The sequence below is a fragment of the Microbacterium sp. CnD16-F genome (genome assembly GCF_024124465.1).
Lineage (GTDB): Bacteria > Actinomycetota > Actinomycetes > Actinomycetales > Microbacteriaceae > Microbacterium > Microbacterium gawkjiense.
In genome coordinates this window covers 1-22,606 of record NZ_JAMXSA010000045.1, presented here as the reverse complement: position 1 = coordinate 22,606, position 22,606 = coordinate 1, and the positions used below count along the sequence as shown (strand labels likewise).

Sequence of the window (22,606 nt, the reverse complement as noted above, 5' to 3'; positions counted from 1 at the left end):
CCCACTCCTGGGCTGTACTCCGACACCGTGAGTGAGCTCGTCGCGAGCATCTGCAATCACAACGAAAACTAGCCCCCACATCCCTGAAGGATCACGAAACGGTTACACCACTCCACGGGACTTGACCGGCCACGGGCCAAGTGCTGAATGTGATGAGCAGGCTGATGCGGCAGCGCGAGGATGGGCCGCCGCTGCGTTGTCCAAAGTGCGAGTCCTACAAGCTCGAAGAGGACATTGAGCAAGTGGTGGAGCCGGAGCTAGGGTTCTACGACTCGATCGTCTGCGGGTCTTGCGGATGGCGGACGGATCGAGAGTTCACGAGCCTCCGCGAGCACTTCGAGGGGACGCGAGTTCTTGAGTATCTCTCTACACCCGCGGCCGGACCTTCGGATCGAATGGGCGGGCGCAAGTTGCCGCGACCGGGCGGTGATGACCAGGGGATTGAGGAGTAGACCCGGAGCTGATCGGGTAGTCGCTCCCCGGAGAAGTCCGGACAAGAAAGAAGTCCAGAACTCGCGCTATCCGCGCCTGCTGCCGCTACGGTCTAGACATCTACACAGTTGGGGGACAATGCATGCCAACCACGCGCATCTTCATTGGTTCATCGTCGGCCGCGAAGCGACAAGCGAAAGTCGTCGCCGACCACTTCGAGAGCGGCACGGTTAAGTTCGTTCGGTGGTGGGAGGCCTTCACACCCGGCAGAACCCTGCTCGGCGATCTAGACGCGATCTGCGACGAGGTCGACGCCGCCTTGCTCATCATGTCTCCCGAATCGCCGTCCAAGATTCGCGGTAATGATGTGATGATGCCGAACCTCAACGTCATGTTCGAGTTCGGGTACTTCTACGGCAAGCTTGGACCCAGCAAGACGGCGATACTCCCGTATGGAGAGTTCTATCGGCCATCCGACCTGGCGGGCTACACCCACATCACGGGCAGCAAGTTCTTCAAGCCCTCGGCATCGGTCATGGTCGGAAAGCGCACTCACGAGTCTTTTGGAAAATGGCTCTCCGCCGTCTGATCAGGTGAGAGGTCGGAGCTGTTCGGGCTTTCGCTCCGAGGCCAGAGACGCACAAGACAGAAGGCCGGCACTCACGGCATCCGCGGAGTTCCGGCCTTCTTACTGTCTCAACACAGTGTGCGCCCGAAGGGACTCGAACCCCTAACCTTCTGATCCGTAGTCAGATGCTCTATCCATTGAGCTACGGGCGCATGGCCTGTTTCCGGGCCGAGGAACAGCATACGTCACCGCGGGCCGCATCCGAAATCGAGGCCTATTCGAGCTCGCCTGGATCGATCCCGCCCGGGCCTGCCTCGAGGATCGGCTCGGGTTCGACGCCCTCGTCGCGCAGCGCCTGCTGCTTGGCGACGCTGCGTCGGTGCGCGCGGAGCTTGGGCAGGTCGACCAGGCGCAGCGCCTGCATGCGGGCCACCCGCATCCGCTCGTAGTCGGCGTCGAGGTCGGGACGCGCCGCCGTGATCCGAAGGGACCGGTCGATGTTCTTCGACACCTCCGCCCACGCGGCGTCCCGAGCGTCGACGACGAGCTTGCGCAGCTCCTCCTGGTCCTCGGCCCGGGCGCGCAGCTCCTTCGCGACGTGCAGCGACTGCTTGCGACGACGGCGGAGGTTGCGGACGTCGCGGCTGCGGTAGTCGTGCGTTCCGCTCGAGTCGGAGTAGCGCGTGCGCGCCGCCTTGCGTTCGCGGTCGGTGCGGGCGGCATCCGCTTCAGCCTCTTCGGCGAGTGAGACCAGGATGTCGCGGGCATCGCCGAGGAAGCGCTCCGGATCGAAGTCGTCACCGTCGACGAGGATGTCGACGAGGATGCGGTTCTTCAACGCCAAACGCGTCGCCGCGGACGCGATGTAGAGCCCCTCGGCGACGACGTCCCGGGTCCTGACCCGCTCATTGTCCGTCACGCTCACCCCTCACCGACGATTCTACCGAGGCAGGCGCAGCGGATGCCGGTCAGCCGAGCGACGGCAGCGCGTGACCGGCCGGGCCGTCGCCGCGCAGCGGCGGGAACCGCCAGGCGATCGAGGCCGCGCCGCCGGGGGCGATGTCGACGAGGAGCGAGTGCGGTGTCTGGATCATGCGCAACCGCGCGTGCCACGCACCGTCCGCGTCCACGCCCGCGACGGCGCGGAAGGGCACCGCGTCGAGCCCGTCGGCGGGCGCCGGCCACTCCCCCTCAGCCCACGTGCCGCGACCGACGGGAAGAGTCACATCGAGACCGTCGCCGAGGAACCGGAGAGTCCACCCGTCGCCCGCCTCGGCGACCTCGACGCGCTCAGCACCCGGCACGGCCTCACCGAACGAGAACGGGCCCACGACCGGCGACGACACGTCGGCGTCGAAAGTCCCCGCGAAGCCCGCATCGGTGTCGTCCGGCAGCGGGAGCGCCAGCGACGAGAGCCGCGCCGCGAGCGCCGCATCGGCCTCGGCGGTGCCCGCCCCCGTCATCGCGGGGTGCAGGTGCGTCGTGATGAGGCTCAGCAGCTCCTGCATGTCGATCGTCTCGCCGGTCGTGACGATCACGGCGTCCTCTTCGGGCCACACGATGATGAACTGGCCGTACGCCCCGTCGCCGCGGAAGCCGTGCCGGTTCATCCAGTACTGGAAGCCGTACCCCTGCTGCCAGTCGATCGGCTCGGGCGCGCCGGGGCCGCGGTGCGCGGTGTCGTTGTCCATCTGCTTCGACGTGGCGGTGGCGACCCACTCGGGGTCGAGGATCTGCTCACCCTGCCAGCGGCCGCCGTCGAGGACGAGCTGCCCCGTCTTGGCGAGCGATTCGGTGAAGACGTGGATGCCACTGAAGCCCATTTCGACGTCGCCGAGCATCATCCACTGCGCCTCGTGGATGCCGAGCGGCTCGAGCAGGCGTGGGCGCAGGTAGTCGAGGATCGTCCCGCCCGTCGTCTTGGCGACCAACCGCCCGACGCCGTAGATGGTCGGCTGACTGTAGGCGAAGACGCTGCCCGGCTCGCGCTCGGGCGGAACGCGGAAGAACCCCGCGAGCACGTCGCCCCCCGCACCCTCCGCCGCGGCTGCGGCACGGTCGAGCACCTCGCTCTCGTGCCCGCTCGACATCGTCAGCGCGTGACGCACGAGGTACCGGCGATACTTGTCGTCGACGTCGTCCGGCACCAGCTCGGGGAAGTGGTCGATCATGACGTCGTCGAGTCCGAAACGTCCCTCCGCGACGGCGAGACCGGCAGCGGCGGACGTGAAGGTCTTCGACAGCGAGTACACCAGGTGCTTCAGATCGGGCGCGAACGGCGTCCACCATCCCTCGGCGATCACGGTGCCGTGGCGCAGCACCATGAGGCTGTGCATCTCGGCGTCGGTCTGCCCGACGGCGTCGAGCAGGCGTTCGACACCGGCGGCATCCACCCCCTGCGCGGACGGGGTGGACCGGGGCAGGGAGGTGGACGTCGACGTCATGTCGCCATCCTAGGGATGACGATGCAGGGTCAGATCGCCGCGATGCGCCACGACGCCGAGAACTCGGCGCCCGGCTCGAGCACCAGCAGGCCCGCGTCGTAGTCGTACGAGGCGGCGTTGAACGCGTCGGGCGCGCACGTCATCGGCTCGACGGCGACACCGTTGCGGTGCGCCGGGTTCGCGGGCCCGTCGGGCTTGTCGCCCGTGTAGACCTGCACCCACGGGCACTCCGCACCCCAGGTGACCTCGACGCCGACACCCGACGGGTCGGTCAGGCGCAGGACGGCCGTACCGGCGGCATCCGTCTCGAGGTCGGTGAACGCGTGGTCGAGCTGCACGTCGCCGAGCGGCCGCGGCGCGCGCCGGTCGAACCGCTCGGGGTCGTGGTCGGTCACGGGGTGCAGCGCGACGGGGCTGAGCCGGTCGGGCGTGACTTCGAGGACGGATGCCGCGGGCAGCGCGAGCGTCCATTCGTCGAGCGGTGCGGGGCCGGCCTTCACGTAGGGGTGCGGGCCGGTGCCGAACGGTGCGGGCCGGTCGCTGAGATTGCGCGCACGCACCGTCTGGGTGAGCCCGTCCGCGCCGAGGGCGTACGTCGTCTCGACGCGCACGCGCCACGGGTACCCCGACTGCGGGACGACGGTCGCGCCGAGCGTCCCCGTGCTCTCGGTGCCCGAGACGCGCTCGAAGTCGGCCCACGAGAGCAGGCCGTGGAGGGCGTGCGAGCGTTCGGGTTCGGTCAGCGCCGCCACGAGCTCCTGGCCGTCGAAGGTGTACGTGCCGTCGATGATGCGGTTCGGCCAGGGGGCGAGCGTCGTGCCGCGATAGTCGGGGCGCACCTCGTCGGCGTCGAACGGGACGATGAGGTCGCGGCCGTCGTGGCGGAGGACGCGCAGCGAGGCGCCGGTCGAGGCGATGACCGCCTCGTACGGGCCGAAGCGAAGAGTGTGCTGGGTGCCGGAGAGCGGCAGGGCGGAGGTCACGGGCGGAGCATCACTTTCAGGGCGGCGCGGTCATCCATCAGGCGGTAGCCGTCGGCGGCTTCGCCGAGGCTCAGTTCGCGATCGAAGACGGCCCCGGGGTCGACTGTACCGTCGAGGACGCCCGGCAGGAGGTCGTCGATGTAGGCCCGCACCGGTGCGACGCCGCCGGTGACCGTGACGTTCTTCTCGAACTGCACCCGCTGCAGCGGCGCGTCGGGGTACTGGGGCACGCCGACGCGGGTCACGGTGCCGCCCGCGCGCACGGCGCCGAGCGCTTGCTCGTACGCCGGCAGGTGACCGACCGCGTCGATGACGACGTGCGCGCCGAGGCCGCCGGTCAGCTCGCGGACGGCGGCGACGCCCTCCTCGCCGCGCTCGGCGACGACCTCGGTCGCGCCGTACCGGCGACCCAGGTCGGTGCGCGCCTCGTGGCGGCCCATGAGGATGATGCGCTCCGCCCCGAGCCTCTGCGCGGACAGCACGGCGAGCAGCCCGACGGCGCCGTCGCCGATGACGACGACGTCCGTGCCGGTCGCGACGCCGCCCGTGACCGCCGCGTGCCAGCCCGTGCCGTAGACGTCGCTGAGTGTCAGGAGGCCCGGCATCCGGGCGTCGTCCTCGGCGACGTCGACCCGGTACAGGGTGCCGTCGGCGAACGGAGCGCGCCGACGCTCGGCCTGCGCACCGCCGGCGCCCGTGGGCACCGAGAGGCCCGCGAAGCGGCACGAGGTCTGCAGCCCTGCGCGGCAGAACTCGCACGCGCCGCACGAAAAGACGAACGGCACGATGACGACGTCACCGGGCGCGACCGTGCGGACCTCGGAGCCGACCTCCTCGACGACGCCGATCATCTCGTGCCCCATCGATCGCCCCTTCTCGGTCGGCGTCATCGAGTGGTACGGATGCAGGTCGCTGCCGCACACGCACGCGACGACGGTGCGGAGGACCGCGTCGGTGGGCTGTTCGATCCGGGGCTCGGGGGCGTCGATCACGCGGACGTCACCGGGACCGTACATATATGCAGCTCGCATCCTTGAATTCAACTACGGATGCCGGGGCGACGCGCTGTGCGAGGCTGTCGCCATGGCCGCACTCCACGATGTCGTCGTCATCGGCGCGGGCCTCGCCGGGCTCCGCTGCGCGACGCTGCTCGCCCGCGCCGGACGCGACGTCGTCGTCCTCGACGCGGCCGACGAGGTCGGCGGTCGGCAGCGCACCGACCGCGTCGACGGGTTCCTGCTCGACCGGGGGTTCCAGGTCGTGAACCCCCGCTACGACGCGCTCGCCCGCGCGCTCGACCCCGCCGACCTCGACCTGCGCCCGTTCCCCGTCGGGGTGCGCGTCGTGCGCGGCGGGCGGTCGGACGTCCTCGCGCATCCGCTGCGGCATCCCGAGCTCCTGCCGGCCACCGTCGCGGGTGCGTTCTCGGGTCTCGTTTCGACGCGGGACCTCGTGGCCGCGGCCCGGTGGCTCGTGCCGGCGCTGGTGCGCCCGGCATCCGTCGCCGAGGGACACGACGCGACCCTGCGAGAGATGTGGGACCGCGTCGGGCTGACCGGTCCGCTGCGCCGCTCGGTGCTCGAACCGTTCCTCACCGGCGTGCTCGCCGACGACGGCGCCGCGACGTCCGGCGCGTACGCGACGCTGCTCGCCCGGCTGTTCGCGCTCGGCCGCCCGGGCGTGCCCGCGCAGGGTGTCGCGACCCTGCCGCGACGGCTCGCCGACCTCGCCCGTGCGTCGGGGGCCGACATCCGTCTCTCCCATGCCGTGCGCGGCATGGACGTCCGCGCGGACCGTGTCGAGCTCGACGGGGCCGCCCCGATTGCCGCGCGCGAGGTGGTCGTCGCCGTGGGCGGCGAGGCGCTGGCGGGGCTCACCGACCTGCCGGCACCGCCGATGCAGGGGTTGCAGACGTGGTGGTTCGGCACGGGGCCGGAGGCACCGGCATCCGCTCTGCTCGCGGTGGACGGCGAGCGCTCGGGCCCGATCGTCAACAGCGTCGTGATGTCACGGACGGCCCCCGCCTACGCGCCCGCCGGCCGGCACCTCGTGGCGGCGAGCTGCCTGCTGGGCAGCGGTGCCGACGAGCGTGCCGTGCGCGCCCACATGGAGCGGATGTGGGGCGCCGAGGCGCGGAGCTGGGAGCTGCTGCGCCGCGACGACATCCCCCACGCGCTGCCGGCTCTGCCTCCGCCGCTGCGGCACGCGTCGCCGGCCCGCCTGTCGGATCGGGTCGTCCTCGCGGGCGATCACCGCGAGACGCCGTCGATCGCGGGCGCGCTCGTCTCCGGTGAACGCGCGGCCCGGGCCGTCCTCGGCTGAGCGTTACGGGCGGTCGCCGGTCGCGACCGGGCGGTCGGGGTGGTTCGCCCACTGGCTCCACGACCCGCCGTAGAGCCCCGCGTCGATGCCGGCGAGGCTCAGCGCGAACGCGGCCTGCGCGGCCGACACCCCCGAGCCGCAGCTCACGCCGACGGTCGTGTCGCCGGTGACGCCGAGCGCCGCGTAGCGCTCACGCAGGTGCTCGGGCGAGAGGAAACGCCCGTGCTCGTCGACGTTGCCGCCCGTCGGCGCGTTGACCGCGCCGGGGATGTGCCCCGCCCGCGGGTCCATCGGCTCGACGTCGCCGCGGTAGCGCTCGGGCGCGCGCACGTCGAAGAGGATCCCGGATGCCGGCAGCGCCGCCGCCTCGTCGATGTCGAGGCGCGGCAGGTGTCCCGGCGTCAGCGCGACGTCGCCGCGCGCCGCGTGCACGGGCCCGGACTCGAGCGGGAGGCCGGCGTCTCGCCACACCCCGAGGCCGCCGTCGAGCACGCGAACGTCCGGCACCCCGGCATCCGTCAACACCCACCAGGCGCGCGCGGCGCCGAATGTCTGCCAGTCGTCGTAGACCACGACGGTGTCGCCCGTGTCGACGCCCCAGCGCCGGGCGGCGGTCTGCAGGTCGGCGATGTCGGGAAGCGGATGCCGGCCGTCCTCCGGCGCGCCGTGGGCGGCGAGCTCGTCGTCGAGGCTCACGTACACCGCACCGGGGATGTGACCCGCCTCGTAGTCCGCCCGCCCGTCGGGGCGGTCGAGCCGCCACCGCACGTCGAGGACCGTCAGCGGCGCGGCATCCCGCATCATCCGCTCGAGCTCGTGGGGGTCGATCAATCGCGCTGCCATGGCTCGACCCTACGACCGCCGGCCCGTGCATGCCGAGGCGTCGCAGATGGTCGCCCGCCGGCGCCAAACGCGACCATCCGCGACGCCTCGCGAGCGCCGTGGCCCGACGGGGCGGGCGTCAGACGAGGGCGGCGGCGGCCATCAGCAGGGTGGCGGCGCCCATGCCGGCGAACTGCAGACGGGAGAGGATGCCCGGATGCCGCACCGCGAGCATCGCGGCGGCGAGGGCGTACGCGACCGCCGTCGCCGCGACGAGGGCGGCCAGCGGCATCCCACCGTGTCCGTGCGCGGGCACCGCATGACCCGCGGCCATCGCGACGACCTGCACCGCCATCACGATGAGTCCGAGCGCGCTCATCACGGCCATGCGGTCGAGTCCCGCCGCGCCGCTCCGCCGCCCGCGGACGGCGGAATGCACGAGCGCAGCGACGACGAGGGCGACCGCCCACCCGACCGGAGCGATGAACCCCAGCAGGGCGACGTCGACCATCGCCGCGACCATCAGCAGCGAGACGAGCAGTTCCGGTGCCCGCGACCGGCCGCGGTCGGCAGCGACGCAGCACGTGCCGACCGCGGCGGGCGCGATCGCCCAGAGGTGAAGGGCTTCCACGCGCAGGTCAGTGGTGACCGTGCGCGTCGTGGCCGTGCGCCTCATGACTGTGCGCGTCGTGGCCGTGCGCCTCGTGACCGCCGGGGGCGCAGTGCGCCAGCGGGGCCGGCACGTGCAGTGCCGGGTTGCGCTCGGCGAAGTTGTACGGCGAGAGCCGGAACTTCGCGTAGTCCATCGGCATGACGGGCCAGTCCTCGTTGCGCGGGAAGTGGGTCAGCCCGAAGGTGTGCCACAGCACGAGGTCCTCCCCCACGAGCTGCTCGTCGCCCGCGATGAAGGCGGGGATGCCACCCCCACCGGGGTGCTGGTTGACGAAGTCGCCGGCCGCGTACCGCTCGGCGGGGTCGTACTTCGTGACGAACAGGTGTTTCGTCGCGAACGCGGCCCGCGAGGCAATCGACGACGCGTCGTCGGCGAGCAGCACCGGGGATTCGGTCGGGTGCAGCACATAGGAGGTGGGCTGGCCGCGCTCGGTGGTGCGTTCGGTCGATGCGATCTGCCAGACGCGTCCGCGTGAGCCGTCGGCGAGGCGACCCGACATCCCCTCCGAGACGATGGGCGTGACCTGCTTCGTGAAGGCATTGCCGGCGGGGTTGCCGCTCGAGATCGGGACGCGGACCGCGTCGATCTCGTTGACCACGTTCGCGACGCCGTCGACGGTCATGTCCAGCCGGGCCGAGAAGAGGTGCTGATGGTACGGCGCACCGAGGCCGGGTGCGACCTCCGAGGCGTACGGGTAGCCGTCGCCCGGATAGGCCGACGTGAACAGGATGCCGGTGAGCTTCGCCTCGCACTCGATCGTGCCGTCGAGGTAGAGGTACCAGAAGAAGCCGTAGTCGTAGTTGCCGACCGTCGTGAAGAACGAGATCACCAGGCGTCGCTGACGACGGACCTCGCTCGATCCGGTGAAGAGGTCGGTGTGCTTCCAGAGCGTGCCGAAGTCCTCCTCGTGCATGCAGATGCCGTTGCGGACGGTGCGGGGCGAGCCGAGCTCGTCGGCGAGGACCGCGTCGACGTAGGTGATGTCGCCGACGCAGTCGCAGCCGAGCGCGAGCTCATTCGTGTACCGCCCGAACAGGTACTCGCCGGTGTCGAAGTAGTTCTGCCAGAAGCGGTTCGGTGCGGGGTCGGCGTAGGGCACGACCATCTCGCTGATGGATCCGCGATACATGACGGGCCGCCCCTGGAAGGAGAGCTGTCGCATGACGAGGCCCTCGCGGGTGTCGAACCCGATGCGCAGATCCCAGTCGCCCCAGACGACGTGCTCGTCGTCGACCGTGAAGCTCGATCCCTCGGGCTGGGAGATGACAATCGGCGTGAGCCCTTCGAGCGGTGCCCCCTGCAGCTCGGGGTCGTCGAAGTTGCCGCTGGTCTGCGGGATCTCGAATCCGGGGGTGTCGATGATCTTCACCACACGGCGTTCGGCGACGTCGATGTAAGCCGTGAGCCCGTCGACCGGGTGCGCCCACGGGTGGTCGGCCGGGTGGAACTGCTGGAAGGCGAAGGTGCGGAGGATCCGCTTGCCCTCCTCCTCTGGGTAGCCGTAGTGACCGGCCGAGAGCGGCACGAGCACGACGTCGGCCGGCGAGAGCCCTCGCGCGGCGAGCGCGGCGACCCACGCCTCGTCGGCGTTGGCGATGACACCGACCTCCTCGAACTCCGCGTCGAGGATCGGCAGCTGCCCGGCGGAACCGTCGAGGACCGTCTCGCTGAGGACCTCGCCCCTCGCGATCGAGACGACGAGATCGCGGGACTCGGAGGTCGCCATGTCGAGCAGCTGCACGCGGGCGCGCCGCTCGGGGAACTCCGCCTCGCCCTTCTCCCAGGCCAGCACGTCCGTCTTCACGGGCTCCTCGAGCCCGACGTACGCGAAGCGGGTGCGGTCGCTCGTGGACGGGAGGGCGAGGACGACCGCCCGCACCGCGAGGATCTCGTCGGCGGTCAGCGAGGACAGCGGATGCCGGGGCGTGGCCGGCGGGGTGAAGCCGGGGACGGTCTCGATGTCGGTGATGCTCATGGTGATTCTCCTGGGTGGGTCAGCCGGCGATGGCGTCGGTGAGCTTGGCGTAGGCAGCGGGGCGGCGGGAGCGGATCCACGCCGCCTGCAGGTATCCGAGGACGGGGAACAGCACGACGAGGGCGAGCAGCGACCAGCTGACCGTCGCGAACACGGGGGTGCCGGCGGCATCCACATCGCCGACCATGATCGGGAAGTAGGCGACGATCAGGACGGCCGAGAGCACCAGCCCGATGAACCCGAGCCCGGGCGCGATGACCGTGTTCCACGCGCGGCGGTCCCTGCGGGTGCGGGCGAAGTAGACGATGACGGCGACCGACGTGACGGCCATGAGGATCGCGATCGCGAGGGTCGCCACGCCGGCGAACCAGGTGAAGACCTGCAGCACCGGGTCGAGGCCGAGGACGGCGAACACGACGGTCAGCACGACGGCGGTCACGGTCTGCACGAGCGAGGAGACGTGCGGCGACAGGTGGCGCTGGTGGACGGCACCGAGCCGGTCGGGCAGCACCCCCGCCGTCGACATCGAGTGCTGGTAGCGCGTGATGACGTTGTGGAACGAGAGGACGCACGCGAACATCGACGTGACGAGCAGGACGTTGGTGATGATCTCGCCCGTCGCCCCCAGGTAGGTCGACATGGTCCGCAGGATGAGGCTGCCCGGGTCCTCCGCTGCGGCGTCGACGACGGCGCTCGGCCCCCACGCCATCACGAGGCCCCACGACGCGACCGTGTAGAAGACGCCGATGCCGATGACCGCGAGGTAGGTGGCGCGCGGGATGGTTCGGTCGGGGTCGCGGGCCTCGTCACGGAAGATCGCGGTGGCCTCGAACCCGATGAAGGCGGCGATCGCGAACATGAGTCCGACGCCCGGCGACCCGCTGACGACGTTCGCCGGCTCGAAAGGCGCGAGGCTCAGACCCTCGGGCGCCGAGAAGAGGACGACCGCGACGAGGACGACGACGATGCCGACCTCCGCGATCAGGAGGACGCCGAGGACCTTGCTCGACAGGTCGATGTGGCGGTAGCCGAGGAGTCCGACGAGTCCGATGACGACGAGGGCGGACACCCACCACGGCACCGCGACGCCGGTGTAGGTCTCGAGCGTGTACGAGAGGATGAAGCCGACGTAGCCGTACACCGAGATCTGGATCGTCGTGTAGGTCAGCATCGCCACCCAGGCGGCGGCGAGCCCCGTCGACCGGCCGAGCCCGTAGCCGACGTAGGTGAAGAACGCCCCGGGCTTAGGGATGTGGCGCGACATCGCTGCGAGGCCCACGGAGAACAACAGCAGGATGATCGCGCTGGCGGCGTAGAGCGCGGGGAAGCCGACGCCGTTGCCGAGCAGGATGCCGAGGGGCGCGGCACCACCGATGACGGTGAGCGGCGAGGCGGCGGCGACCACCATGAAGACGATGGCGATGGCGCCGAGCGAGCCCGAGAGCACGCGTGGCGCGGCGCTCTCGACCCCCTTGGACTGGAGTTGGGTCATGGCCGGGTCCCTTCGGTCGGGCGGGAAGGATGACGCCAGCGTGACCCGCGCCGATTGCCGCACCGTCTCGCCGACGTGAAACCTGCCGCACGCCGAGTGGGACACCGCGGGAGTGGCCGTCTCACTCGGAGACACGAAGGCGAAACACGGCGGTAGCGGACGGGCAACCACCCCGCGCTAGCGTCGTCACACCTGCGATCCCGGCACGCGGAGGCGTCATGACTGCTCTCGAGCGCGCGATCGCGCGACCTCAGCCCGTGCGTGCGTTCTCCGCCACCTCGCCGCTCGACGGCCTGCGCCGGCGCAGCGTCGGCCCCGCCGACGTCCTCGCCCAGTCGGTCGCCGCCGTCGCACCGACGGCCGCAGCGACCACCGTCATCCTGCTCGTGGCGGGTGCGGCGGGGAGCGGCACCGTGCTGGCGGTCGCCGTCGCGACCGTGCTCGCCCTGCTCGTCGCCGCCACGGTCAATCAGTTCGCGCGGCGGCTCGCTGCGACGGGGTCGCTCTACACCTATGCGGCGCGCGGTGCGGGACCGGTCGCCGCCCTCGCGACCGGCGGCTCGATCGTGGTCGGGTACGGCTTCATCTCGGTGTTCTCGCTGCTGGGCGGCGCGCACTACCTGACGATGCTCCTCGCCCGAGTGTGGCCGGGCGTCGACGCCAGTTCGGCGCTGATCGGCGCGCTGCTCGCCGAGGCCGCCGTGCTCGCCGTCGTCCTGGCCCGCGGCATCCGACTCTCCTCCCGCGTCGCACTCGTCGTCGAGATCGTCTCGGTCACCGTCGTGGTGGGTCTCATGATCGCGTTGATCGTCGCCATCGGCGGGATCCAGGTCGCCGCCCTCGTGCCGGCGGCCGGTGTATCGCCGACGGCTGTCGCCGCCGGCGCCGTGCTCGCCCTCACCGCGTTCGTCGGGTTCGAGAGCGCGGCGACGCTGGGCGTGGAGGCGCGCTCACCGCTGCGGACGATCCCCCGCGCCGTCGTCGGCACGGTCCTCGTCGCGGGAACGCTCTACCTACTCGCCTCGGCGACGCAGGTCGCCGGTTTCGCGGCGCTCGGTCGCGACCTCTCCTCGTCGACCGCACCCGTCGACGACCTCGCTGGCGCGATGGGGATGGGCGGCCTCTCGGCGGTCGCCGACGTGGGCATCGCGGCATCCTTCCTCGCGTGTGCGATCGCCTCGACGACGGCTCTCACGCGGATCGTGTTCGCGATGGCCCGCGACGGCGTGCTGCCGCGCGCGCTCGGCCGCACGCACTCGCGTCACCGCACGCCCATCGCCGCGGTGCGCGCCGTCGTCCCGATCCTGACCCTCGTGCCCGTCGTGGTCGTCGCCGCCGGCGCCCATCCGTGGGCGGCCATGGAGGTCGTGCTCGTCGTCTCGGCGTCGGGGTACATCGTCGCCTACGCGATCGTCTGCCTTGCGGCGGTGCGCTTCCTTCGCCGCATCGGCGAGTCCACCCGCCGCGCGACGGTCGTCTCGGTGATCGCCGCGGTGTCGATCATCGCGTGCCTCGCGGTGTACCTCGTCGTCGAGGCACAGGCAGGCAACGTCGGCGTGTGGATCTCGGCGGGGGTGGCACTCGCGACGACGGCGCTGATCACCGTTCGGATGCGGCGGGGCGCCCCCGACCTCGACTCGGTGGGTCGTTACGACGTCCCCGTGGCGGCCCAGGTGCTGGGCGGCATCCCGGCCGAGGCCGAGGCCGCGGGGCCGGGCGACGGCCATGCCTGACAGCCCGCCGCCGGGGATCACGGCGCGCCAGCCGCGCGCGATTCACAGCGCACTGACGGTGCTCGAGGCGGTCGCCGAGCTCGGCGCCGGCGTCTCGGCCCGCGAGCTGTCCGCGGCGCTCGGCCTGCCCCGGGCGACGACCTACCGGCTGCTCAACCTCCTCGTGCAGGACGAGTACCTCGTGCGCACCCCCGACCTCACCGGTTTCGCGCTGGGCCAGAAGGTCGTGGGGCTCGCCGCCGCAGCCGTGCCCGTGCGCCTCACTCGCGCCGCGCGCACGGTGCTGGACGATCTGCGATCAGGGGCGCGGGGCGGCATCCACCTTGTCCTCTTCGTCGACGGACGGCTCGTCGTCGCCGACTCGGACCCCGACTTCCCGCTCGCCGACCCGCACCGCGCCGCCCGCGAACTCGAGACCACGGCCCTCGGCTGCCTGCTGCTCGTCGAGCGCGGCGCAGCCCTGCCTCCGACGACGGCCGCCGTGTCGACGCGCGGCACCTTGCGCCGGATCGAGGGGACGTCCGGATGCCTCGCGACGCCCATCCGCGACGGCGCGGGCGACCTCGTCGGCGGCCTCGCCTACTCCGGCACGCGGGCCCGGATCGAGGCTCCCCGCGACCTGACGGTCGTCCTCGAGGACGCCGCCGGCGAGCTCGCCCCCCTCGTGAGCTGACCCCTCTTTCCAGTGCGGTGCCGATTCGGCGCGAAGCGTCGGCATCCCGCCGCGATGAGAGCAGTTCGCGTCCGTTCGAGCCCGTCGGGAGGGATGCCGGGAGAGAGGCGATCGACCGTCGCGAGAAGAGTTTGTTACCGCGCGGTGAACGCCTTCCGGACAATCTGTCAGCCCGCGCGTACGCCCGTCCTGATCCGTCCGATTCCCTTCCGGCCTCGTTGCACGGAACCGATCCGGACGTATTGAATGACGCGAAACGCGCCGCCCTCCGGCGCAAGAGCGGAGAACCCGTGACGATGGCACCCGAAGCCTTCCTGCAGGACGCGACCCGGACGAGCGCCCGAGAAGGCGCCGTCGTGCTGACCAACGTCACGAAGCGCTACGGCGATCAGACCGCCGTCGACCGTCTCTCCCTCACCATCGAGCCGGGCGAGTTCATCTCGCTTCTCGGCCCGTCGGGGTGCGGCAAGACGACCACCCTCCGCATGATCGCCGGGTTCGAGCACCCAGATGCCGGATCCATCTCCATCTCCGGCGCCGACGTGCGGGGCACGCCTCCCAACAAGCGCGACGTGAACACGGTGTTCCAGGCGTACGCGCTGTTCCCCCACATGTCCGTCGCCGAGAACGTCGCCTACGGGCTGACGCAGCGGCGCACCTCGAAGTCCGAGATCCAGGAGCGCGTGACCGCCGCACTGGACATGGTGCAGATGCGGCGTTTCGCCGGTCGCCGACCCACGCAGCTCTCCGGCGGTCAGCAGCAGCGCATCGCCCTCGCCCGCGCCCTCGTCAACCGGCCGTCGGTCCTCCTCCTCGACGAGCCGCTCGGCGCCCTCGACCGGCAGTTGCGCGAGGAGATGCAGCTCGAGCTCAAACTGCTGCAGTCGCGCCTGGGCATCACCTTCGTCTTCGTCACGCACGACCAGGGCGAGGCCCTCTCGATGAGCGACCGCATCGCGATCATGCGCGAGGGACGCATCGAGCAGCTCGCCGACGCCGACACGGTCTACTCGCGCCCGGCCACCGCCTACGTCGCGGCGTTCGTCGGGCAGCAGAACTTCTTCCGCGGCACGGTGACCGACGGCGGCGCCGGCATCGACAGCCCGCACGTGCGCGTCCGCGCGGCGGCGAGCGTCCTCCCCTCCGGCACCGGCAGCGCCGCGGTCCGCCCCGAGAACGTCACGATCGAGGGCGAGACGGATGCCGACGCGCAGCCGAACGAGGTGCGCGGAGAGCTCCTCGGCGTCTCGCACCTCGGCGAGACGATGCAGTACCTCGTGCGCCTGGGCGACGATCAGAGCCTCATCGTCCGGCGTCCGACGCCGCAGGCGCCGCGTCTGGCCCTCGGCGACGCGGTGGTCTGCCGCTGGCGCCCGCAGGACGTGCTGCTGTTCCCCTCGGACGACGCGGCCGCCGCAGCCGGGTACGTCGCCCCTCCCACCGAATGATCCCCGCACCGCACACTCACCGACCCGGAGGCACCCGATGACCGAGCCGAACCCGATCCGCGTCCTCGCCCACGCCGATGCCGTCCCCTTCATCCGTCGCGAGATCTCGCGGCGCCAGGTCCTCAGCCTGGCCGCGCTCGGCGGCACGGCCGCTCTGATGGCCGCCTGCGCGCCGGGCGGCGGGTCGAGCACCGGCCCGCAGGCGCAGGCCAGCGGCGGGGCGCTCGAGGACGCACTCTCCGTCTATACGTGGGGCGACTACGACTCCCCCGACGTCGTCGCGGGATTCACGAAGGCGCTCGGCCCCAAGGTCTCGCTCGACTCGTACAGCTCCAACGAGGAGCTCATCGCGAAGCTCGTCGCCGCGAAGGGCACGAGCGGATACGACATCGTGGTCCCCACGGGCGTCTTCATCCCGCAGATGATCGAGAACGGTCTCCTGGCCAAGCTCAACAAGGACCTCCTGCCGAACCTCTCGAACCTCGACCCGTCCTCGCTCGCACGCGCCTGGGACCCCGAGAACGAGTACTCCGTCTGCAAGGCGTGGGGCACGACCGGCTTCGTCTACGACAAGACCGTCATCACCCGCGAGCTGACGTCCTGGTCGGACTTCTTCGACGCCGCCCAGAACGAGGCGAGCGGCCGCACGAGCATGTCGGACGACCCAGCCGGCATCATCGGCGCCTACTTCTGGGCCAACGACCTGGACTGGAACACCGAGGATGCCGACGAGCTCGAGGCCTGCCGCGCGTTCCTCGTGAACGAGATCGCGCCGCACATCTCGGCGTTCGACTCCTACCCCGGCACGAACGCCATCCCGCAGGGCACGCAGGTCCTCATGCAGGCGTGGAACGGCGACGCCCGCCTGGGGTTGCTCGAATCGAGCGACCCCGACCGCTGGCAGTGGGTCCTCCCCGGCCCCGTCACCGAGCTCTGGATGGACAACTGGGCGATCGCGGCGGGCGCACCGCATCCCGAAGCGGCGCACGCCTTCATCAACTACTCGCTCACACCCGAGTCCCTCATGCTGTCCCTCGACTACATCGGTTACAACGTCGGCGGCAAGGACATGCAGAAGACGGCGGAGGACGCCGGGATGGAGCTGACCGATCTCATCTTCTTCACCGAGGCGCAGCTCGCGACCATGCACGAGCAGCAGCTCAATGACTCGCAGACGACGCGCGTCGCGATCTGGAACGAGATGAAGGCCGCTGCGGGTGCGTAGACGGTCGCTCGGCGGCCTGCTCGCCCTGCCCGCCTGGGCATGGCTGGTCGCGTTCTTCGTCGCCCCGGTCCTCCTGGTCGTGTGGTTCAGCTTCGGCTACAAGCCCGGGATCTTCGGGACGCACGCCAACGACGTGCTCTCGTTCGACCGCTACGTCGAGGCGCTGTCGCCGACCTTCTTCACGACGTTCCAGAACACCCTCTGGGTGGGGGTGCTCGGCACCGCCCTCTGCTTCGCGATCGGCGCACCGGTCGCCTACTGGATGGCGTTCAAGGTGCGCCCGCAGCGCCGCGGCATCCTGCTGGCGCTCATCCTCATCCCGTTCTGGACGAACTTCCTCGTGCGCACGATCGGCTGGCAGGTCATCATCGCGCCGGAGGGATGGCTGTCGTCGAGCCTGCAGCAACTGGGGCTGCTCGACGGTCCGCTCGATCTGCTCTACACCCGGGGCGCGGTCCTGCTGGGCGTGGTCTACAACTACCTGCCGCTGATGATCCTGCCGCTGTTCGTCGCGTTCGACCGGGTCGGTCCGCTCGTGCGCGAGGCGTCGAAGGACCTCGGTGCCGGCAAGTTCGCGACGTTCGCCCGCGTGACGCTGCCGCTCTCGCGTCCCGGCATCGTCGCGGGCGTGCTGCTCGTCTACATCCCGCTCATGGGCGACTACATCACGGCGACCGTCCTCGGGGGCGCGCAGGGCAACATGGTCGGTCAGCTCGTCGCGAGCCAGTTCCAGACCGCGCAGAACTGGGCGCTGGGCTCGGCGATGGCCGTCGTCCTGATGCTCGTCATCGCACTGAGCATCGGCATCGCGGCGGCCCTCGTGTGGCTCGTCCTGCTGCCGGCGCGACTGCGGAACCGTCTGGAGATCTCGGCATGAGCGTCACCACCAAGACCGAGGCGATCCTGCGTCGCAGCGACGGAACGCTGCCCGGCAGCGACCGCCGGGCCCACCGCTCGTGGAGCGACATCGCCCTGAACGTCTGGGGCGTGCTGGTCCTCCTCTTCCTGTTCGCGCCGATCATCGTGATCGTCGTCTACTCGTTCAACACGGGCCGGCTGCTCGTGTCGTGGGACGGCTTCGGACTCGACGCGTTCGCGACGATCCTCGAGAAGCCCGCGGCGCAGAACGCGGTCCGGGTGTCGATCGTGACCGCCGCGTTCTCGGCGGCGATCGCGACCGTCCTCGGCACGCTGGCGGGCATCGCGATGGCCCGCCACCCCGGCAGGTGGGTGTGGTGGTTCCTGGGCCTGCTGCTGTTCGTCTCGGTCACGCCCGAGATCGTCGACGCGGTCGCGCTGCTCCCCTGGTTCGTCATGCTGGGCCAGGATGCCGGGATGGCGGTGTTCAACGACGGCATCGTCCGCCTGTCGATCGGTGCCTCGCTCTTCTCGACCGCCGTCGTCTCCTACCTCGTCCGCGCCCGCCTCGTCGGGCAGGACGCCAACCTCGAGGAGGCCTCGAGCGACCTGTACGCGTCGGCGTTCACGACGTTCCGTCGGGTGACCCTGCCGCTGGCGGCCCCCGCGGTCTTCGCCGGCTTCCTCCTCTCGTTCACGCTCGGTCTCGACAACACCGTCATCGCCGCCTTCGTGCAGGTGTCGGGCTCGACGCCGTGGCCCGTCTACGTCCTCAGCGCCGTGCGGTCGGGGCTGCGTCCCGAGATCGCGGCGGTGTCGACGGTGATGCTGCTGCTGACCCTCGTGGCCCTCGCGGTCGTCGCGATCGTCCTGCGTCGGGCCGGCGACTCCGCCACCGACATCGCCCGCACCATGGGAGGAGGATGAGCCGTGGCATCCGCTGATCTCGTCTTCACCGGCGGACCGGTCTTCACCGCCGACACCGTCCGCTCGCGCGCCTCGGCCGTCGCCGTCGCGGGAGGGCGCATCGTGGCTGTCGGGCACGACGTGTCGGAGCTGATCGGACCGGGCACCGAGGTCGTCGACCTCGCCGGACGGCTGCTCGTGCCCGGCTTCCAGGACGCGCACGTCCACCCCGTCTCCGGCGGACTCGAGCTGCTCCGCTGCGACCTCGGCGAGGGCACCACCGAGGCGGACTACCTCGCCACGATCGCGGCGTATGCGGCATCCCACCCGGACGAGGAGTGGATCCTCGGCGGCGGCTGGGCGATGTCGGCGTTCCCCGGCGGGACCCCCACCGCCACGGTGCTCGACCGCGTCCTGCCGGACCGGCCCGCCTTCCTCCCCAACCGCGACGGGCACGGGGCATGGGTGAACTCCGCTGCGCTGCGCCTCGCCGACATCGACCGCGACACCCCCGACCCGGACGACGGACGGATCGAACGGGATGCCGACGGCCACCCGACGGGCACGCTCCACGAGGGCGCGATGTCGCTCGTGAACCGGCTGATCGACGACCCCTCCCCCGCCTTCCTGCGCGAGGCCCTCCTCGCCGGCCAGCGGTACCTGCACTCGTTCGGGATCACCGCGTGGCAGGACGCGATCGTGGGAACCTACAGCGACCTCGTCGACCAGGGCGAGACCTACCGCGAGGCGGCCCGGAACGGCTCGCTCACCGGAAAGGTCGTGGGCGCGCTCTGGTGGGACCGCACGGCGGGGCTGGAGCAGATCCCGTCGCTCGTCGAGCGTCGCGAGCGCTTCAGCCACGGCCGTTTCCAGGCCACGAGCATCAAGATCATGCAGGACGGCGTCGCGGAGAACTTCACCGCCTCGATGCTCGCGCCTTACCACGACGGTCACGGCCACCCCACCGACAATTCGGGCATCTCGTTCGTCGACCCCGAGATCCTGAACGAGGCCGTCCCGCAGCTGGACGCCCTCGGCTTCCAGGTGCACTTCCACGCGATCGGTGACCGCGCCGTGCGGCAGTGCCTCGACGCGGTCGAGCACGCGATCGCCCGAAACGGACGCACCGACGGCCGGCACCACATCGCGCACCTGCAGGTTGTGCACCCCGACGACATCGCACGGTTCCGGGAGCTCGGCGTCGCCGCCAACATGCAGTCCCTCTGGGCGACGTACGAGCCCCAGATGATCGACCTGACGCTGCCCTTCCTCGGCGAGCCGCGCATCGCCTGGCAGTACCCCTTCGGCGACCTCCTCCGCGCCGGGGCCGTGCTCGCGGCGGGCAGTGACTGGTCAGTCTCGACGCCCGACCCGCTCGCGGCGATCCACACCGCCGTCAACCGCAAGGCCGCACCGGGACACGAGGAGGGCGACTACGAGGCGTTCCTGCCCGAGCAGGCCATCGACCTCGCGACGTCGCTCGCCGCCTACACGGCCGGCTCCGCGTGGGTGAACCACCTCGACGAGACGACGGGCACGATCGAGGTCGGCAAGGCCGCCGACCTCGCCGTCCTCGACCGCGATCCGTTCGCCGGTCCCGCCGACCGGATCGGGGCGACGCGCGTGCTGCAGACCTTCGTCGACGGCACCCGCGTCTACGCGTCGGAGGACGCGTGAGCGCCCACACCACGGTCTTCGAGCGGCGGCCACCGGCCGCGTCCGTCATCGACCGCAGTCTCGACGACAGTCGGCACGCCGTGTTCTGGACCGAGGACGTGCCCCGCACCCTGCGCCCGGACCGTCCGCCGCTGCGCGGCACCCATCGCGCCGACCTCGTGGTCGTCGGCGCGGGGTACACCGGGCTGTGGACGGCGCTCCTCGCCGTCACCCGCGACCCGGGGCTCCGCGTCGTGGTCCTCGAGGCGAACCGGGTCGGCTGGGCGGCGTCGGGACGCAACGGCGGGTTCTGCGAGGCGAGTCTGACGCACGGGCCCGAGAACGGACAGGCGCGCTGGCCCGACGAGATGCCGACGCTCGACCGTCTCGGCCGCGAGAACCTCGACGCGATCGCGGCTGCGGAGGGCGACTACGGCATCGACATCCAGTTCGAGCGGACAGGTCAGCTCGCCCCCGCCGTCGAGGAGCACCAGCTCGCGTGGCTCGAGGACTGGGCGCGCGAGGACCCGGACGTCATCCTGCTCGACGAGGCGGCGACGAGACGCGAGGTCGACTCGCCCACTTACCTCGGCGCCGTGTGGGAGAAGGACACGACGGCGCTCGTCCACCCCGGCCTGATGGCGGCGGAGCTCGCCCGCGCCTGCGAGGAGCGCGGCGTCGTCATCGCCGAACGCACCCGCGTCCGCGCGATCGAGACACCGTCCGCCGGCGGGGTGTCGGTCGTCACCGAGGACGGACGGGTGGATGCCGCGCACGCCGCGCTCGCGACGAACGTGTTCCCCTCGCTGCTGCGCCGCAACCGGCTCATGACTGTGCCGGTCTACGACTACGTCCTCATGACCGAGCCGCTCAGCGAGGCGCAGTGGGAGGCGATCGGCTGGCGCAACCGCCAGGGCATCGGCGACATGGCCAACCAGTTCCACTACTACCGCCCGACCCGGGACGGCCGCATCCTCTTCGGCGGCTACGACGCCGTCTACCATTACGGGCGCCGCGTCGACCCGCGCTACGAGGACCGACCCGAGTCCTGGCGCCGGCTCGCCAGCCACTTCTTCACGACGTTCCCGCAGCTCGAGGGGCTGCGGTTCTCGCACCGTTGGGCGGGGGCGATCGACACCTCGACCCAGTTCACGGCGTTCTTCGGCACCGCCCGGCGCGGGCGCGTCGCCTACGCCGCCGGGTTCACGGGCCTCGGGGTCGGATCGACGCGCTTCGCGGCCGACGTCATGCTCGACCTGCTCGGCGGTCTCGAGACCGAGCGGACCGCGCTCAAGATGGTGCGAAAGCGCCCGCTGCCCTTCCCGCCCGAACCGGCGGCCGCGATCGGGATCGAGGCGACGCGGTGGTCGCTGGATCGGGCCGATCATCGCCGCGGCCGGCGCAACGCGCTCCTGCGGACTCTGGACGCCCTCGGTCTCGGGTTCGACTCGTGAGTGCCCTCGAGCCGCAGACGGTACAGGATGCCGCGGCCCTCGACATCCCCCTCTCCCCCCTCCCCGCCGAGCAGGTCGTCGCCGGCGCGCCCGAGACCGGGTGGGTCGAGCTGACGGAGTCGGTCGGGGTGTGGGAGCACACCCCCGGCACCTCGACCGACGTCGAGGTCGACGAGGTGTTCATCGTGCTCTCCGGCCGGGCCACTGTGCGGTGGGCCGGCGGCGAGCTCGTCCTCTTCCCCGGCGCGGTCGGCCGCCTCTCGGCCGGGACGGCGACGGAGTGGACGGTCACCGAGACCCTGCGTAAGGTCTACGTGACGGACGGCGCCTGACGTGGACTCAGCCGACCGTCGCGCGACGCACGAGCAGCGCGAGGTGCAGCGCGGTCTGCACCTCGCCGTCGTCGAGGTCGGCGCGCAGCAGTTCCTGGATGAGCGCGATCCGCTGGTAGAACACAGAGCGCGACAGGTGCGACGCGGATGCCGCGGCGGTGCGGTTGCCGGGATGGGCGAGCATCGCCTCGAGTACGTCCAGCAGGTCGCCCGACCGGGCGAGGTCGTAGTCGATGAGCGGTGCGAGCATCCGCTCGCCGTGCTCGATGACGCGGTGGTCGTCCCGCAGAGCGGTGATGAGCCGCGCGAGGGGGCGGTCCTCCGCGCGCCGCACGTGCGGGCCGCCGGAGTGCGGCGCCGGTGCACCGCGGGCGAGGTCGATCGCCTCCTGCAACGACGCGAGGCCGGCGTCCAGTCCCGTCGCGGGCGAGCCGATGGACAGGACCGTGCGATCGGGATCGCCCCCGAGGGCGACCGCGAATGCGCGGGCGGTGTCGTCGTCGAACGGGTCGCGCGCCGGCAGCGACAGGAGCATCGCGACGCCGCTGCCGGCGGGAGAGCCGGCGAGCGCGCGACCGCCCAGACGGCGCGCCGCGTCGTCGGCGACCTG

At 71.3% G+C, this 22,606-nt stretch carries 20 protein-coding genes and 1 tRNA gene; 11 read left to right on the top strand and 10 right to left on the bottom strand.

What is annotated here, in order from left to right; genetic code table 11:
- The first annotated feature begins 574 nt into the window (after positions 1-574).
- Positions 575-1,021, top strand: a complete 447-nt coding sequence (locus NH287_RS11620; RefSeq protein ID WP_253035757.1) for a TIR domain-containing protein — start codon at positions 575-577, stop codon at positions 1,019-1,021.
- A gap of 118 nt (positions 1,022-1,139) precedes the next feature.
- Here the strand turns inward: NH287_RS11620 and NH287_RS11615 are convergent.
- The 5 genes from NH287_RS11615 to NH287_RS11595 all read right to left on the bottom strand — a co-directional run bounded on the left by NH287_RS11615 (position 1,140) and on the right by NH287_RS11595 (position 5,458).
- Positions 1,140-1,212: transfer RNA gene (locus NH287_RS11615), tRNA-Arg, on the bottom strand.
- A gap of 62 nt (positions 1,213-1,274) precedes the next feature.
- Positions 1,275-1,919 (bottom strand): asparagine synthase, encoded by a 645-nt coding sequence (locus NH287_RS11610; protein ID WP_253035756.1) that lies wholly within the window; start codon positions 1,917-1,919, stop codon positions 1,275-1,277.
- Between the two features lie 49 nt (positions 1,920-1,968).
- Positions 1,969-3,444, bottom strand: a complete 1,476-nt coding sequence (locus NH287_RS11605) for a serine hydrolase (protein ID WP_253035755.1) — start codon at positions 3,442-3,444, stop codon at positions 1,969-1,971.
- Positions 3,445-3,473: 29 nt separating this feature from the next.
- Positions 3,474-4,427 (bottom strand): aldose 1-epimerase family protein, encoded by a 954-nt coding sequence (locus NH287_RS11600; RefSeq protein ID WP_253035754.1) that lies wholly within the window; start codon positions 4,425-4,427, stop codon positions 3,474-3,476.
- Positions 4,424-5,458 (bottom strand): zinc-binding dehydrogenase, encoded by a 1,035-nt coding sequence (locus NH287_RS11595; RefSeq protein WP_253035753.1) that lies wholly within the window; start codon positions 5,456-5,458, stop codon positions 4,424-4,426. Before NH287_RS11595 ends, NH287_RS11600 begins: the two co-directional genes overlap by 4 nt.
- Before the next feature lie 52 nt (positions 5,459-5,510).
- On the opposite strand from NH287_RS11595, the gene NH287_RS11590 reads away from it, so the two are divergent.
- Positions 5,511-6,749 (top strand): FAD-dependent oxidoreductase, encoded by a 1,239-nt coding sequence (locus NH287_RS11590; RefSeq protein ID WP_253035752.1) that lies wholly within the window; start codon positions 5,511-5,513, stop codon positions 6,747-6,749.
- Positions 6,750-6,752: 3 nt separating this feature from the next.
- Here NH287_RS11590 and NH287_RS11585 read toward each other — a convergent pair whose 3' ends face one another.
- The 4 genes from NH287_RS11585 to NH287_RS11570 all read right to left on the bottom strand — a co-directional run bounded on the left by NH287_RS11585 (position 6,753) and on the right by NH287_RS11570 (position 11,711).
- Entirely contained in the window at positions 6,753-7,592 is an 840-nt protein-coding gene (locus NH287_RS11585) for a sulfurtransferase (protein ID WP_253035751.1), read from the bottom strand.
- Positions 7,593-7,710: 118 nt separating this feature from the next.
- Positions 7,711-8,247: a hypothetical protein gene (locus NH287_RS11580; protein ID WP_253035750.1), complete on the bottom strand. Its 537-nt coding sequence runs from the start codon at positions 8,245-8,247 to the stop codon at positions 7,711-7,713.
- The gene (locus NH287_RS11575) at positions 8,210-10,219 is read right to left on the bottom strand and encodes a primary-amine oxidase (RefSeq protein WP_253035749.1); all 2,010 of its coding nucleotides are present in this window, start codon (positions 10,217-10,219) and stop codon (positions 8,210-8,212) included. The genes NH287_RS11580 and NH287_RS11575 overlap by 38 nt, the downstream gene beginning before the upstream one ends.
- Before the next feature lie 19 nt (positions 10,220-10,238).
- Positions 10,239-11,711 carry an APC family permease gene (locus NH287_RS11570; protein WP_253035748.1) on the bottom strand — a complete coding sequence of 491 codons (1,473 nt, stop codon included), beginning with the start codon at positions 11,709-11,711 and terminating at the stop codon, positions 10,239-10,241.
- Between the two features lie 218 nt (positions 11,712-11,929).
- On the opposite strand from NH287_RS11570, the gene NH287_RS11565 reads away from it, so the two are divergent.
- From NH287_RS11565 to NH287_RS11525, 9 genes are all read left to right on the top strand, one after another.
- Positions 11,930-13,444 (top strand): APC family permease, encoded by a 1,515-nt coding sequence (locus tag NH287_RS11565; protein WP_253035747.1) that lies wholly within the window; start codon positions 11,930-11,932, stop codon positions 13,442-13,444.
- On the top strand, positions 13,437-14,117 hold the full coding sequence (locus NH287_RS11560) for a helix-turn-helix domain-containing protein (RefSeq protein WP_253035746.1): 681 nt from the start codon (positions 13,437-13,439) through the stop codon (positions 14,115-14,117). Before NH287_RS11565 ends, NH287_RS11560 begins: the two co-directional genes overlap by 8 nt.
- Before the next feature lie 296 nt (positions 14,118-14,413).
- Positions 14,414-15,565, top strand: a complete 1,152-nt coding sequence (locus NH287_RS11555) for an ABC transporter ATP-binding protein (protein ID WP_253035745.1) — start codon at positions 14,414-14,416, stop codon at positions 15,563-15,565.
- A 37-nt stretch (positions 15,566-15,602) separates the two neighbouring features.
- Positions 15,603-16,790, top strand: coding sequence for a spermidine/putrescine ABC transporter substrate-binding protein (locus NH287_RS11550; RefSeq protein ID WP_253035744.1), 1,188 nt, complete (start codon positions 15,603-15,605; stop codon positions 16,788-16,790).
- Complete coding sequence (locus NH287_RS11545) at positions 16,783-17,667, top strand: ABC transporter permease (protein ID WP_253035743.1); 885 nt, start codon at positions 16,783-16,785, stop codon at positions 17,665-17,667. Before NH287_RS11550 ends, NH287_RS11545 begins: the two co-directional genes overlap by 8 nt.
- On the top strand, positions 17,664-18,575 hold the full coding sequence (locus tag NH287_RS11540; protein ID WP_253035742.1) for an ABC transporter permease: 912 nt from the start codon (positions 17,664-17,666) through the stop codon (positions 18,573-18,575). Before NH287_RS11545 ends, NH287_RS11540 begins: the two co-directional genes overlap by 4 nt.
- Before the next feature lie 3 nt (positions 18,576-18,578).
- A complete protein-coding gene (locus NH287_RS11535; RefSeq protein WP_253035741.1) occupies positions 18,579-20,231 on the top strand; it encodes an amidohydrolase in 1,653 nt (550 codons plus the stop codon).
- Positions 20,228-21,664 (top strand): FAD-dependent oxidoreductase, encoded by a 1,437-nt coding sequence (locus tag NH287_RS11530; RefSeq protein WP_253035740.1) that lies wholly within the window; start codon positions 20,228-20,230, stop codon positions 21,662-21,664. The genes NH287_RS11535 and NH287_RS11530 overlap by 4 nt, the downstream gene beginning before the upstream one ends.
- Entirely contained in the window at positions 21,661-21,996 is a 336-nt protein-coding gene (locus NH287_RS11525; protein ID WP_253035739.1) for a cupin domain-containing protein, read from the top strand. The genes NH287_RS11530 and NH287_RS11525 overlap by 4 nt, the downstream gene beginning before the upstream one ends.
- A 7-nt stretch (positions 21,997-22,003) precedes the next feature.
- Here NH287_RS11525 and NH287_RS11520 read toward each other — a convergent pair.
- The coding region (locus tag NH287_RS11520) for a CdaR family transcriptional regulator (RefSeq protein WP_253035738.1) at positions 22,004-22,606 on the bottom strand (603 nt) is incomplete at its 5' end.